This window comes from Alistipes senegalensis JC50 (assembly GCF_025145645.1).
GTDB lineage: Bacteria > Bacteroidota > Bacteroidia > Bacteroidales > Rikenellaceae > Alistipes > Alistipes senegalensis.
Map to the genome: position 1 here is coordinate 2,598,124 of NZ_CP102252.1, position 14,008 is coordinate 2,612,131.

At 42.0% G+C, this 14,008-nt stretch carries 11 protein-coding genes and 1 pseudogene; 8 read left to right on the forward strand and 4 right to left on the reverse strand.

The window, feature by feature from the left end:
- Positions 1 to 137 precede the first annotated feature (137 nt).
- The 7 genes and pseudogenes from NQ519_RS16200 to NQ519_RS10305 all read left to right on the forward strand — a co-directional run bounded on the left by NQ519_RS16200 (position 138) and on the right by NQ519_RS10305 (position 8,257).
- Positions 138 to 1,500: pseudogene (locus tag NQ519_RS16200) on the forward strand (tyrosine-type recombinase/integrase).
- A gap of 59 nt (positions 1,501 to 1,559) precedes the next feature.
- Positions 1,560 to 2,231 carry a hypothetical protein gene (locus NQ519_RS10280; RefSeq protein WP_019151243.1) on the forward strand — a complete coding sequence of 224 codons (672 nt, stop codon included), beginning with the start codon at positions 1,560 to 1,562 and terminating at the stop codon, positions 2,229 to 2,231.
- A 228-nt stretch (positions 2,232 to 2,459) separates the two neighbouring features.
- Positions 2,460 to 2,789: a MerR family transcriptional regulator gene (locus tag NQ519_RS10285; RefSeq protein ID WP_019151242.1), complete on the forward strand. Its 330-nt coding sequence runs from the start codon at positions 2,460 to 2,462 to the stop codon at positions 2,787 to 2,789.
- Entirely contained in the window at positions 2,782 to 4,293 is a 1,512-nt protein-coding gene (locus NQ519_RS10290; protein WP_019151241.1) for a DUF3987 domain-containing protein, read from the forward strand. Before NQ519_RS10285 ends, NQ519_RS10290 begins: the two co-directional genes overlap by 8 nt.
- Complete coding sequence (locus tag NQ519_RS10295; RefSeq protein WP_026076632.1) at positions 4,286 to 5,305, forward strand: DUF6371 domain-containing protein; 1,020 nt, start codon at positions 4,286 to 4,288, stop codon at positions 5,303 to 5,305. Before NQ519_RS10290 ends, NQ519_RS10295 begins: the two co-directional genes overlap by 8 nt.
- Positions 5,306 to 5,455: 150 nt before the next feature.
- On the forward strand, positions 5,456 to 7,000 hold the full coding sequence (gene mobV / locus NQ519_RS10300) for a MobV family relaxase (protein WP_019151239.1): 1,545 nt from the start codon (positions 5,456 to 5,458) through the stop codon (positions 6,998 to 7,000).
- Positions 7,001 to 7,009: 9 nt separating this feature from the next.
- Positions 7,010 to 8,257, forward strand: a complete 1,248-nt coding sequence (locus tag NQ519_RS10305; protein WP_227901130.1) for a restriction endonuclease subunit S — start codon at positions 7,010 to 7,012, stop codon at positions 8,255 to 8,257.
- Here NQ519_RS10305 and NQ519_RS10310 read toward each other — a convergent pair.
- Entirely contained in the window at positions 8,252 to 8,779 is a 528-nt protein-coding gene (locus NQ519_RS10310; protein WP_026076631.1) for a restriction endonuclease subunit S, read from the reverse strand. The genes NQ519_RS10305 and NQ519_RS10310 overlap by 6 nt on opposite strands.
- Positions 8,780 to 8,785: 6 nt before the next feature.
- Here NQ519_RS10310 and NQ519_RS10315 point away from each other — a divergent pair, with 6 nt between their 5' ends.
- Positions 8,786 to 9,589 carry a tyrosine-type recombinase/integrase gene (locus NQ519_RS10315; RefSeq protein ID WP_019151236.1) on the forward strand — a complete coding sequence of 268 codons (804 nt, stop codon included), beginning with the start codon at positions 8,786 to 8,788 and terminating at the stop codon, positions 9,587 to 9,589.
- A gap of 30 nt (positions 9,590 to 9,619) precedes the next feature.
- Here the strand turns inward: NQ519_RS10315 and NQ519_RS10320 are convergent, their stop codons facing one another.
- From NQ519_RS10320 to NQ519_RS10330, 3 genes are read right to left on the reverse strand one after another with little or no spacing between them, the layout of a single operon-like run.
- Positions 9,620 to 11,020, reverse strand: coding sequence for a restriction endonuclease subunit S (locus NQ519_RS10320; protein WP_227901129.1), 1,401 nt, complete (start codon positions 11,018 to 11,020; stop codon positions 9,620 to 9,622).
- Between the two features lie 5 nt (positions 11,021 to 11,025).
- A complete protein-coding gene (locus NQ519_RS10325) occupies positions 11,026 to 12,183 on the reverse strand; it encodes a PDDEXK nuclease domain-containing protein (protein WP_019151235.1) in 1,158 nt (385 codons plus the stop codon).
- A complete protein-coding gene (locus NQ519_RS10330; RefSeq protein ID WP_019151234.1) occupies positions 12,180 to 13,997 on the reverse strand; it encodes a DUF262 domain-containing protein in 1,818 nt (605 codons plus the stop codon). Before NQ519_RS10330 ends, NQ519_RS10325 begins: the two co-directional genes overlap by 4 nt.
- Between the last annotated feature and the right edge of the window lie 11 nt (positions 13,998 to 14,008).

Below are 14,008 nucleotides of genomic sequence, written 5' to 3' on the forward strand. Positions count from 1 at the left end.
GCGCTGGTGTTATATGGCCTCATACGGTGCGGTTTGTTTGTCTAAATTGTGGTTTTTACGGCAAAAATCGGAGTTTGTTTGTCTAAAATTCCATATCTTTGCTTCTCCTCAGGAATATCGCAAAAGGAGGATAATATATGGGAAGACCGAAAAGACTATATCCGTTGGGCAAGTATCGCCTTCGTACACCGAAGGAGGTTGATAAAGAGAAAGCCTATCCTGTCGAGTTGGAATATACATGGAACAGGCAGATAATACGCAAGACGACGAATGTGTTTGCAAAGGTTGCCGACTGGAATCAGAACGGCAATCAAGGACGTGGCGAGTTACGCGCAAGCTATGGCAGCGAATACAAACGGCTCAACCAACTGTTGCTGGCGCGTGTAGAGCGTATAGATTCGCAGCTTGCCGAGTATAACGAGAAGCATCCCAATCAGATTACTGCTGATGTAGTGTCAGGTTTTCTTGCTGACAAGCCTCTTGCCCGTCGGGATCAGGGCAAAGACTTCGTGGAGTTTACATTGGAACGCCTTTCATCGGACTATTCGAGGAACAGGATCGGGAGAAGCCGGTATGAGAACGGAAAGAGTTGTATGAATATTTTCCAGACCTTTTTACGGGCTACCAAACAAGCAAGGAACATATAAACCGGATGCAATCTATGTCGGAGAAATGACTCCGGAACTTCTGGACAGCTATATCGAATGGCGTAGGGAAATAAAGCAGAACAGCGATGCCACCATCAACCATGCACTGACTCCGATATTGAAGGCGTGTGCATATGCCAGTGAAATGAGCATGATAGATTCTGCTGTCAATGCACGGATTCAGGATATGCGCATCGTGACGAAAGTTTCGCTTTCGGAAGAAGAGGCTGAATTTGACGGTAAGAGTTTGACCAAAGAGCAGATGATTGCCCTGCTTGAATATTACAGAAACTGTGTTGAACCGCGTAGGAAAGAGTTTCTGGAGATGTTTTTCTTTGCGTTCCATGCCTGTGGACTCCGTGTGGTGGATGTTATGACCTTGCAATGGAAGCATATTGACTTTACCAGACGAGAATTACGGAAAATCATGATAAAGACAAACAAACGTCATGTGATTCCGCTTACCGAACCGGCTCTGCATATCTTGCGGCAATGGCAGGAAAAACGTGAGGGTTGCCGGTATGTATTCAATTTGGTAAAGGAAAGTCTGGATCTTGATGATGCAGAAGCACTCTACAAAGCTCGTAACAACGCGACGAAATGTATCAACCAGTCGCTTGTCGTGGCAGGAGAACAGATAGGGCTTCCGTTCAGCTTGTCAATGCACGCAGCCCGGCATTCGTTCGCGGTTTTCGCATTGAACCAAGGGTTGTCCATGTCGGTTGTCAGCCGTCTGCTCGGTCATGGAAGTACGGACGTGACGGAGAAAGTCTATGCACGGTTCCTGCCGGAAACCCTGTCTGCAGAAGTAGCCCGGCTGAAAAACGACCTCGCTTCGCTTGAAATAATTTAATTTTCAGGTTTTATAGTATTGAGATAAATAGTTTTGTTCGAAAATAATGTGAAATATTTATGTTACAAATAATATTTTTGGTTATAGGTCTTTGTATCATCGTACTTACATTATCCTTTGTCTTTAAGAGATATGCAAGGACAATTCTGTGGTCAAGTGCAATTGCCTTGTTTGCCGGTACTCTATTGCTTGTCGGAATCGGCGTAATAAATCCTGTCGATGAAGACTATACGGGTTCTACGACATTTTGGGGGACAATCATGACATTGATTTCAGGCGCAGCCCTCGCCTTTTGTGCAGAAATACTAAAAGAGAAAAATAAGGGAAAAACAAATAAAAATGGTAATATCATTGAAACTCCAGTTTCGGAAGAACAGGTAGCAGGTATTGACGCTGCTGTTGTTTTATCAGGAACATTGAAAACGGAACTTGCGGAGAAAGTCTTTGCCAAAGCGATAGAGGCTGGTTATATAAAGGAAGAAGGCTCCCATTATAAGTGGACAGAATCAAAAGTTCTGTTGGCGTATATGTGTGGTCGGATTTATTGTGGCGATTATCCTGAGCGTCTTAAAATGGAAACCAAGACATATTGGAAATTCGGAACGGAACTTTTCCCCGACACCGAATTATGTGCACTTTTTGCTACTTCTGATATAGGGCAGTCCCGTCAAAACAGAAAGGACCTGACTGTACCGAAAAATTTTCAGAAAATCGACATCTTTTTTGAGTAGCCAAACGGCTGCTCTTTTTGTTTATAATCAGACGATTAAGTGCGTATCCTAATATTAGTCTAACATTAGGAATTACCTGTTATATAATCTATGCTAACTTCTTAGGTTCTAAGGACTCTCTACCTTCGCCGCAGTCGTGGGACGATGTGCACAGTCGTGTCACGGCAAGATAACCCGGCTTTAAGTCCGAGTGTACATCAGGATTGGAAAGCCATAATATGATTTACTATGGCAAAGAAATTAAAGGTAGAGAGTATATGCGAAAGAGAATTGTTAGAAAAGATTCTCCGCATAGTGGAGCGGCAGGAACATCAACCGTCGCAAAATGCGGCGACCGGACACTGCCTGTATGACAATAAGGCTTTGATGGAAAAACTTCACATCAAAGATAAGTATCTGAAAAAGTTGCGCGACAACGGTTATCTCGGCTATTCGCGCGAGGGTGACAAATATTGGTATACGCAGGAAGATGTAGACAGGTTTCTGCGTCACTTTCATTACGAGGCATTTGCCTCCGGTATAGCTCCGTCAGAACGGGAAGGAGATTACCATGTATAGCAGGCTGCAACTGACCAATATGCTCCGTGTGCAGGTAGAGCGTATTCCTGAAACAGGCTTGCCGTTGGAGGTCTTTCCGGAGAAGGTTCAGGAACTTATCATGAATCTTGCCCGTTATGAAAACTTCAATATCGAATACGCGGCTTCCATTATCCTTTCGGCAGTGGCAGCGGCAATCGGGAACTCCTGTCAGATTAGGATAAAGGGGGAATGGAAGACAAGTCCGTCTGTCTATATGATGCTGATAGGTCGTCCCGGTCTCGGTAAAACTCCACCGTTGGGATTTATCTACAGACCTATACGCGAGCATGACGACCGGATGTATGAGAAATACAACGAAGAATGGAACGAATATGAAAAGGCGGTTGCTTTATCTGGAAACAAACGTAACAGCAGAGATGCGGAAGATTGTACCATCATGAAAAAGCCGCAGTTGGTAACGACTGTTATATCGGACTTCACTCCGGAGGCGATGATGAGCATACATCAACATAATCCGCGAGGAATCGCATTGGTCGTCGATGAGATACTGGCTTTGTTCAATTCCGTAAGGCGGTACAGTAACCGGAATAATCTTATCGAAGATTTGCTAACGGCTTATAGTGGCCAACCGTTGAAGGTGATCCGCAAGTCGGAAGCCAGACCGATTCTTATCAAAAATCCGTGTATCAATATCATCGGTTCAGTACAGACCAATTTGCTGACGGAGATATTCAAGACTGAACTGGTTGCAAACGGTCTGCTTGACCGTTTCCTGTTCGTCTATCCGAAAGACCGGAGAATTTCCAGTTGGAAACGGAGTGATGGCAATATCCCAAAGCCGGATATTGTCGAACAATGGAGGACGATAATGAACAGGATATTGGATATACCGTGTCAGTGTGCCGACAAAGGGAATACGGTGAATCCGTTTGTCTTGAATATGAGTGATGAGGCGGAGGAATACTTTTATAATTGGTATAACGACATCATAGAGGAGATTAATGCCATCGAAGATGATGCGGAGGTGGAAAGCCGCAAAATGAAACTTAACGGCAATGCCGCCCGTCTGTCTTTGGTATTTCAGATTTTGAAATGGGCAACAGATGAGGGTACTATGCAGCGCATCGAGTTTGAATCCGTTCAGGCTGCTATTCGGATGATCGGTTATTACGAAGATACCTATCGCAGGATTCAGGAACTGATTGTTGCAAACAATATCGGTGAAACCAAAGAGGCTTGGCTATCGTTGTTGGACGATGTGTTCACGGCCGGAGATGCGATTGTTGCCGGAAAGAAAGTCGAACTGTCGAGGCGTTCCGTCTATTATGCGTTGAAGCAATTGTGCCGGCAGCCGAATCCGGTTTTAGAGAAAACCAGTCACGGTACATACCACAAGATCAATCAGGAAAAACAATCTGCACTTTGCACTGTTGCACTTCTTTCTAATGAATCGGTGGAACAAATACCGCAAAGTGCAAAAGTGCAGGATGCAAACGACAAAAATCCGAACGGCTATGAGTGAGTATCGTTTTCATCTTCAGAAATACAGTTACGGGAGCAAGATAGCCTGTCCTAACTGCGGTGGAAGCAGATGCTTTGTCAGATATGTCGATGAGGAAGGTGTTGTCGTGTTTCCGGATAGGGTCGGCAAATGTGACCATGAGCATAAATGCGGCTATCATTATACACCTCGTGAGTATTTTAGGGACAATCCTAATATGATGAATAAAACGAATTGCTGTCGGTTTGACCGACAGAGATCTTTTGAGCGGAAAATCACCCAGTCAGTTCCCTCTTTTATCTCTCCTGATATTGTCGGACGGAGTCTGTCGCACTATGATATGAATCCCTTGTACCATTATCTCTGCAATGTATTCAGTACCGAAGAAACCTTGCGTTTGTTCAATATGTACCGGATCGGGACATCCGCCAAATGGGGAGGTGCTACAATTTTCTGGCAGACAGATATTTCAGGCAATGTGAGAACCGGGAAGATTATGCTATACGATACACAAACGGGACATCGGATAAAAGAGCCGCAGGCGTATGTCAGTTGGGCGCACTCCGAACTCCGCTTGCCTGACTTCAATCTGCAGCAGTGCCTGTTCGGAGAGCATTTGCTGAAAACATCGGCTTCCGTACCTATTATGTTGGTTGAGAGCGAGAAGACGGCTGTTATAATGGCTCACTTTATCCCCGACTATCTTTGGCTTGCTACCGGAGGTAAGAACGGATGTTTCAACAAAGAGGCGATGTCGGTTCTTCGGGGCAGAGATATAACCCTTGTTCCTGATTTGGGAGCGACGGAATTATGGAGAGAGAAATCCGCATTGTTGTCAGGCATCTGCAAACGTGTGGTAGTTTCCGATGTATTGGAGCATATGGCAACCGATGACCAGCGTGAGGCAGGATTGGATATTGCCGACTTCTTTCTGACCGTTCCGACCAAACGTCAGATTCTCCAGCAGATGATTCGGCGTAACCCTGCATTGCAGACGTTGATTGACGAACTCGGGTTGGAACTTGTTGAATAACGGAGGAACTTGTTCCGGGAGTTTATAGAAAGTCCATAACACAATAAGGACTTTTTGCCTGACAGCAACGAAGTCCCCTCTGTATCCGGCAGAATCCGAATCAGAGTGAGCAAGCTCAAACATCAATCATTTATCAAAAGAACATTCATTATGACAACAGATAGAAAACAGGCCATGCATGTCGAAGCCGGCAAATCATTCAGCACGGCAGAGGCCAACGAAAACGAACGGCGTTGGAACGATGATAAGATTGACAGGAAGAATCAAGACTCCACAAACAATTATGACAAGACGAGAATGAAGTTGAATTTCGAGATTGGTTCTGATGGAAAAATTTATCCATTGGGCTATAGCGAAAAGTCGCTCGAAGTTCGTTTGCAGGAACGTCTGTCGGAGTTGGGCTGGAAACCATTCAAGCCAGACAGTAAGATTCAGCCGAATTGTTGCGCCAGATTCATTTTCGGTGGCAATCACGACAGGACGATTGAAATGGCTTTCGGCGATCAGACCGTCAATTTGGAAAAGGATGCCGACAACAGCCATTTGCATCGGTGCGAGGAAATAGAACATTGGGCGAAAGATGTCTATGACTGGTGTGTCCGCAGATACGGACAGGAAAACATAGTTGGGTTTCAGGTACACCTTGACGAGAGCAGTCCGCATATCCATGCCCTGATTGTTCCAGTCGGACAACGCACCAAAAGTGGTCGTGAGTGCGTAATGTGGTCTGCCAAGTTTGGCAAGAACCGTTATGAGTATGGTCAGATTCTTCGGGAAATGCATACATCACTATATGAAGAGGTTGGTAGCAAGTATGGGCTGGAACGTGGCGACAGTATTGAAGGCCGTAATGTGCAACATCTTCACAAGCGCGATTATATTCGCAAGCTGGCTTACGAGGCAAAACAGGCCGAGAAAGCGGTCAAGGGACTTCAGACCATGATGCGTCATCTGGAATCAAAGATTTTCAGTTACAGCCGCCAACTTGAAGAAGCAAAAAAGGAACTGGTTTCCGGCAGGATAACCCTCGACAGGTATGAGACGCAGAAAGCGGATATACAGAAACTCATTGTCGAGTATCAGACCAAGCTCGAAGACAAAACTGGCAAGCTCCACGCAAAGGAGCAGGAATTGGAACGCTTGACCGCAGATGCGGCAAAAGCCCGTTCTGTTATCCAGCCTTTCCGCAACCACAAAGAGGATTTTACACCACCGAGAATTACAGAGAAAGTTCCTTTATTCGGTACGGATAAGTGGGTCGAACGGCAAAACCGACACATTGCCAAGCATTTTACCGAAATTGTCCGCAAGATAGAATCACTATACAAGAGTGATGCATTACGGCAAGTCGAAGCTGCCCAACGCAATGCTCTGGCGGATTACGGCGAGTTCTACCGGTTGAAAAAGGAAAATCAGTCCCTTTCGGACATAAAACAAGAGCTGGAATCCGAACTGAATATTTTGATCGGACAGTTGGCTGTACCGTCAATCCGCAATATGATATTTGCCGTTGCTGATGCACTCATTGGTGGCCAGCCTGTGCCAATTTCTTCCGGCGGCGGAGGCAATTCCGATTCAGATCTTCGTTGGGATGGTCGCAGACCTGACGAAGAGGAAGAAGCCTATCAGAGGAGATGTTTGCTTCATGCTTCACGAGTTGCTAAATCTGCAAGAAGCGGATATAGAAGAAGATAATTATTCCTTTTGTGTGCTGTAGTAAAAGGTTACAGCACACTATTTACTACATATACGCCCCATTATGAGAATGTGCCATTTGAGGTGCCGGAAAGTTGGGTGTGGTGTAAGTTGGAAGATATTGCTTATGTGGCATCAGGAAGTACACCCGATAAAACTTGCTTTGTTGAGAATGGTATCCCTTACATCAAGATGTATAATCTCAGAAATCAGAAAATAGATTTTGCCTATCATCCACAATATATTACAGAAGAAGTGCATAATGGAAAACTTCTGCGTTCGCGTACAGAAGTTGGAGACCTTATTATGAATATTGTTGGGCCACCTCTTGGTAAACTTGCGATTATTCCATCAACATTACCACAAGCGAATTTTAATCAGGCCGCTGTCCTAATACGACCTTATAAATTTAAAGAAGTGCTAGTGCCATACCTAAAAGCATATTTAGAAGAAATGTCAGAAATCAATTCTATCGCGACACGAGGGTCTGCTGGTCAAGTTAATATATCCTTGACTCAATCTCAAAATATGCGAATACCGTTACCTCCTTTAAAAGAAATTGAACGGATAATAAACGAAATTGTTAAGTATGACATTCTCATTGAAGCTCTCGAATTCGATACCACAGACTTACAAACCCTTATCATTCGTACAAAAAGTAAGATTCTTGATCTCGCCATTCACGGCAAACTTGTACCGCAAGACCCGAATGACGAGCCTGCATCGGAACTGCTCAAACGCATCAATCCGAAGGCTGAAATCACTTGTGATAACGGGCATTATGAGAACTTGCCCATCGGATGGACTGTATGTAGCCTCGAAGATATTGTAGATTATGAGCAACCTACAGCATATATTGTTAATTCAACAAGTTATAATGATAGCTATCCAATACCAGTTTTAACAGCGGGGAAATCCTTCATCATAGGTTATACTAATGAAGTGAAGGCGATATACTCCAAATTACCTTGTATTATCTTCGACGATTTTACTACAGATTCAAAATTTGTAGATTTCCCTTTTAAAGTAAAATCATCCGCTATGAAGATTTTACAGGTAAGAAAAGATATTGAAATAAAATATGTTGCAATGTTTATGAACATAACTCGCTTAATTGGCGATACCCATAAACGATATTGGATTTCGGAATATTCTAAACAAACTATTCCAATACCTCCAAAGGCAGAACAAAAGCGAATTGTAGATGCTGTTCATACAGCATTTGCCAAGTTAGATACAATAATGGAGAGTCTATAAACTCTCCATTATTGTATCTATATGTATGAAAGCAAGATTTATTGCATTCACAATCCTCTGTTGCTCATGATACGGTGGTATCGGTACTTCTATAGCTCTGAATATTTTTTTGTTCAAGTGAGGAATAGCGGAACCCACCTTATTTTCGCGCAATGTCTTTCGATGCAAATTGATGACTTGTAGAATATAATCAGTATTCATATGGCTGTTTATAGTCAACAGTTTGAATGTACTGCCTTGATAGCCTTCAATTGGCGTTCGGAACACTTCACCGGAGTTTTCGCCATCTACCAGTATTAAAAGAGAATTAGCCGGAATGAATTTTCCGGCAGTCAACATCTTGGCATCGCGCTCTCCACGCAAATATTTGACATCAAGATTTATTCTCTCTATACCACTCTGTTTTTCACCATCATTCAAAGAACATAGTGTTTGCATGGGCGCAACACGCCAAGAATCCGACAACTGCGTATAATGCCCGATACGTTCTACTATATTGCTGTCATATTCATTATAAATCAATGTAATATGACAACGAAATTCAAAAACTATCTTGCCAAGACAAATTTGGCAAAGAATACCGTTACATCGTATGTATGGACGGTGCAGTATTTCCTCAATCACTATGGGGATGTGAACAAAAAGAACCTGTTAGCTTACAAAGGGTATTTGGTTGAGAACTTCAAACCACAGACAGTAAATCTTCGATTGCAGGGTATCAACAAGTACCTTGAGTTTACGAAACAAGAGAAACTGAAAGTAAAGTTTGTCAAAGTGCAGCAGAAAAACTTTTTGGAGAATGTAATCAGCGATGCCGACTACAAATTTCTCAAAACGCGTCTGAAAGCTGACGGTTATGATGAATGGTATTTTGTCGTATGGTTCATGGCGGCTACCGGTGCGCGCGTCAGCGAACTGCTTCACATCAAAGCAGAACATGTACAAATCGGACATCTTGACCTTTATAGTAAGGGTGGGAAAATACGTCGTCTGTATATTCCGAAAAACTTACGCATGGAAGCTACGAAATGGCTGAAAGATAAAGGGGTTGCTTCCGGCTATATATTTCTGAACAGATTCGGAGACCGAATTACAACACGCGGCATAGCCCAGCAACTGAAACACTTTGCGGAAAAATACGGAATGAATAAGGAAGTGGTTTATCCTCATTCATTCCGTCATCGGTTTGCCAAGAATTTCCTTGACCGATTCAATGACCTCGCCCTACTTGCTGACCTTATGGGACATGAGAGCATTGAAACCACTCGTATCTATCTTCGCAGGACAGCCAGCGAACAGCAGAAAATTGTGGACAAGGTGGTAAATTGGTAATCTTACAGCAGACCTTAGAAGTGCAATTAGTTACACTTCTAAGGCTGTTTGAATATTATCAAGGGATGAGAATAGTTCTTCTATCTTTTGAACTATGCGTTGTTGTTCGGCAAGAGGGGGTAAAGCAAATTTCTCATTTTTTATAACCTCTCCTGATATTGCTTTAAACGTAGTTCCTGTTGATTGACTCTCAAAGCTATCTTGCAATGTTTGAAGTAAATAGAAATAAAAATCAGCATTACCTTCAAAAGGAGTTAAAGCACACAATCCACGTCCAATACATATTCTATTTTTTGCGATATTAACAACTCCAACAGGGGCTCGAACACATAATAAGATAGAATTGGGAACGGCTATTTTGGTAGGCTCGTCTGTATATACCTTAGACTTCAAAAGAAATTTGTCTGAAAAACATATTTTTCCTTGATGAAATTCTATGCCTCTTTTATTGTTTAGCGAATCTCCTTTAGGGGATTGCCCCATTGTTATTCTAAGTACATTACTTAGTTGACAATATGCCCACCCTTGTGGTAACTTCCTACTATGCCCGTTATCACAAGGTGTGAAGTCGGGATTTATACGCTTCAAGAGTTCGATGGCTGGCTCGTCATTCGGGCATTGCGGCACGAGCTTTCCGTGAATGGCAAGGTCGAGGATTTTGCTCTTGGTTTGCTTGATTATGGTTTGTAAGTCTGATTTTTCCTGTTCTATTTGGTCAAGCAAAGCAAACCAATGTTCAATCTCAGTAACTATGCGTTGCTGCTCAGTTAAAGGTGGCAAAGGAAACCCCATCTGTTCTAAATTGTATTTTGGTAAACCTTCACGACCACTACCCGTAATCTTCATAGATTTAGCGAAGTATGAGGATAAAACTAACGCATGAAAATATTCAGGCTCAACCAAAACAGAACGCATAATACAAACGTGTTGACTGACATTTCCACAATTAAAATCAGCAGGAACTACAGCGCATCTTCCCAATGACCCCCCAGTAATATTCAACAACAAGTCGTTAGCAAGCACTTCCGTGCCTTTCATCTTCTTATGAACTTCTTCGGAAATATACTTGATGTCATCATAAACAAGCCAGTCATTATAGACATTTTGCGAGCGGAAAAAAGGAATCCCATTCGCAGAATAGTTACTTCCCTTTGGTGTGCTACCGGAACCTATCTTTGAGCATATTTCTTCAATCGTTGTCCACACCCAATTATCTGGAATTTCAAACGGCACCTGCTCATAATGGGGCGTATCGGAAGTCTTTGCAGACTTCTTACTCCTTTTGATTTTACCCTCTTTTATCAGGCGTTCTTTTTCTGCCTTGATTCGTTCGAGGAGAACTGATGCAGGTTCATCAGTCGGGTCTTGCGGTACAAGTTTTCCATGTATCGCAAGGTCGAGTATCTTTTGACGTAATTTCTTTGTATCCATATAGGCTATTCTTTGTTTAAGAACAGATTGCAAAACTCATTCAGTTGCTGTTGCATACGTTCCTGTGGAATGAGGATACGTTTGTATTCTGCTATCATTGTGGGGCTCATACTTCGGCTCATAGCATATTCCACAACAACTCGGTCTGCTTCCGGGCAGAGAATAATGCCGATAGAAGGGTTTTCGTTAGAGCGTTTCACATCTCTATCGAGTGCTTCCAGATAAAACTCCAACTGACCGAGGTCTCGCGGATGGAATTTTGTCTTTTTAAGCTCCACTGCGACCAATGCCTGCAACCCACGATGGAAGAATAGCAAGTCGGTCTTAAAAGTGGATGCGCCAATATTGAGGCGGTATTCCTGATCCATAAAGATAAAATCCTTACCAAGTTCAAGAATAAATTGCTTCATGTGTTCTACCAAGCTGTTTTTCAATTTTGATTCGCTATGCTTCTTCGGAAGATTCAGAAAATCAACAAACAGCGTATCCTTGAACATTATAGGGGCATTCGGATAAGCATTGAGCAATCCTTTCGACATATTATTCTTGCTGCCCAATAAAGCTGTATATGTCTGATTGGAGATGCAACGCTGAAGTTCTCGCTTCACTAAATGTTCTTTATTGGCATAGAGTATATAGAACATCCGCTCTTCATTACTTTTGCATCGGCAAAGAATCTCTATATGATTGGTTAAGGTAGTTAACTCTAAAATCTTAGGCATTTGTCCAGTTTTTGGCTGGACAATTTGTGCAGTTTCTGGCTGCATAATTACATCTATCTCTTGTGTAGAGTGAGTTACTTCAATTTGTCCAATTCTTGGCTGGACAAATTCAGAATTCAGATATTTCTCTACTGTTGCCGAAAATGCGCCCGACGAGTATTCATCGTAAAACAAGACCATGTTGTAAATGTTACTTCGTCCAAATCCCTTGATTTCAGGTTGTTGGAAACGAATATATTCAGATAACTGCGTTACAACCTTGCTTCCCCATTCCTCGTTCTTCAATTTGGCTGATACATATCTTCCTACATGCCATGCAGTGAGTAGCAACTCTTCATTTACGGCACGCAACGCTTTACTTCGGTGTTGAACGATAATATCCACCACTTCCGCAAACTGCTGTTCTTGAGAATATCTCAATAGTTCATTCTTGTTGTTCATTCGTCTCCTGTAACTTTTGGTTCATTGAAAATAAATCTACAGATACGTTCTACAGCCTTTGAATTAGCGAATTCAATATCTTTCTTTCCCCATTTATCTGCGGGGTAAGAGGAGAGAGCAGATGCAATGCCAAAGTTGCTCCCGACATAGCCTTTCTTGTCTTGTACAAGCGTGCCTTTCTTTGTCTTAAACCAATCCATGCCAATATGCTTATTGATGTCTTCTTCAAGAAGAATCTTATTTCCTATCAAATTGACCATGTCATCAAATTCTTCTTTTGTCATTCCGGCATCGATTCGAATGGTTTCGATGTTATGACCGCTTGCAGGCATAATGTGCTCTACATTCACCTTATCAGGAGTAAAATCGAAATACAATCCATGTTCTTTTGCATAGATATACTCGTTAAGATATACGAGAATATTCTTGTCATACTCCTTAAGATCAGCAATAACCTCTTCTTTTTGCCATGTTGTATTGATATGCTTATCAAAGTCGGCGATTATTGATTCAATTGAATATTCCGGATCAACTAATTTAAAGTTCTCATTAAAAAGGAACGTCTTAAAATAACGTGAAGAAAAACCAAAGTCACTCACTTCGAGAAGAGCAAATAGACGGAGAAGACTCTCCATTATTGGCGTGGCACTTTGTTCTGATAGCTCTTGTTCTGGCACTCTGAATAGGTATGATATAAGGAAAAGCTTGAAATTCTCATTGAACTTCAACAGTAGCTTGGTAAGGGGATATACTTGTATTTGACTCCAAATCTTTAAGATACGATCAAATTTAGCACAAATATTTATTGGATTATTCAGAAGTTCAGGCTTAATTACCGTATAATACTTTCTTACACCTGGAGTATTTAACTGGCCAGCCTCATATTCACGTCCCATGGCACGGTTTATATACATAAACTGCTGAAGAACGCTATCAATATTGATTACTTTCTTTTGTGCCAACTCATCAGCTTGTCGAATAATCGGCTCCCAAATAGCCTTGAAATCTATTTCATCAGGTGCTTTAGAGAAGAGTTGTGCAGAAATAATATCGGCATCAGACAACGGCATACCAGTTGAGTTCAACGAATTAAACATAGTTATAGCCTGTTCTATTTGCCAACTTTTAATCTCTATAATCTGACACTTGGTAAGGAAACCATTTACCAATACATCCAAATTGGACTCTTGATAGGCATGTAGTTTCTCATAGAAAGATTTGAAGTTACGAAAAAAATTGGTGTACTTATTGTCTTTCTGCTTACGAGGGAACTTATAAACAGCTTTCTCAGCATCAGCAAAAGTTTTTGCTTCAACGATATAGGCAAGCTCTTCTTTGTACAGTTCGTTAATAGAAACATTTTCTAAAATTTTCACACCTTTTGCTCTATTCCAGTCCTTTTCTATCTCAATCTGCTTTCTTACATCGGCACGATACAGAATTTCAAAGATGAAGTCAAGACTTTGCTGCAAACTTCTTTTAAGTCCGGCTGCTTCATCTGTATCGGCCATGTTGTGTAACACTTCTGTTATGCGTAGGTGCATCGCTTTAAGTAAAAGCAAGAATGTCGTCGTTCTCTGTTGTCCGTCTATCAGGTTCAAGTACCCCTCTCTGGAACAATCAATAATTATGGTTCCGAAGAAATACGGATCTTCGGCATCTTGGGCTATATAAGATTCAACATCCTGCCACAATTTGTCACAATTCGCTATATTCCAAGAGTATGCTCTCTGATATTCTGGAATGCGAAATATATCTGATTTTTTTAGATAAACTCCAATGGTTTGGAGTTTGGGCTCTATTTCTTTTGCCATATATAATTCTA

What these genes read in the sequence shown, in the direction of transcription:
- NQ519_RS10285 (WP_019151242.1), top strand. Translation starts at nt 2,460, where the DNA reads ATGGCAAAGAAATTAAAGGTAGAGAGTATATGCGAAAGAGAATTGTTA.
- NQ519_RS10320 (WP_227901129.1), bottom strand. Translation starts at nt 11,020, where the DNA reads ATGGATACAAAGAAATTACGTCAAAAGATACTCGACCTTGCGATACAT.
- NQ519_RS10295 (WP_026076632.1), top strand. Translation starts at nt 4,286, where the DNA reads ATGAGTGAGTATCGTTTTCATCTTCAGAAATACAGTTACGGGAGCAAG.
- NQ519_RS10290 (WP_019151241.1), top strand. Translation starts at nt 2,782, where the DNA reads ATGTATAGCAGGCTGCAACTGACCAATATGCTCCGTGTGCAGGTAGAG.
- NQ519_RS10330 (WP_019151234.1), bottom strand. Translation starts at nt 13,997, where the DNA reads ATGGCAAAAGAAATAGAGCCCAAACTCCAAACCATTGGAGTTTATCTA.
- NQ519_RS10280 (WP_019151243.1), top strand. Translation starts at nt 1,560, where the DNA reads ATGTTACAAATAATATTTTTGGTTATAGGTCTTTGTATCATCGTACTT.
- NQ519_RS10315 (WP_019151236.1), top strand. Translation starts at nt 8,786, where the DNA reads ATGACAACGAAATTCAAAAACTATCTTGCCAAGACAAATTTGGCAAAG.
- NQ519_RS10325 (WP_019151235.1), bottom strand. Translation starts at nt 12,183, where the DNA reads ATGAACAACAAGAATGAACTATTGAGATATTCTCAAGAACAGCAGTTT.
- mobV (WP_019151239.1), top strand. Translation starts at nt 5,456, where the DNA reads ATGACAACAGATAGAAAACAGGCCATGCATGTCGAAGCCGGCAAATCA.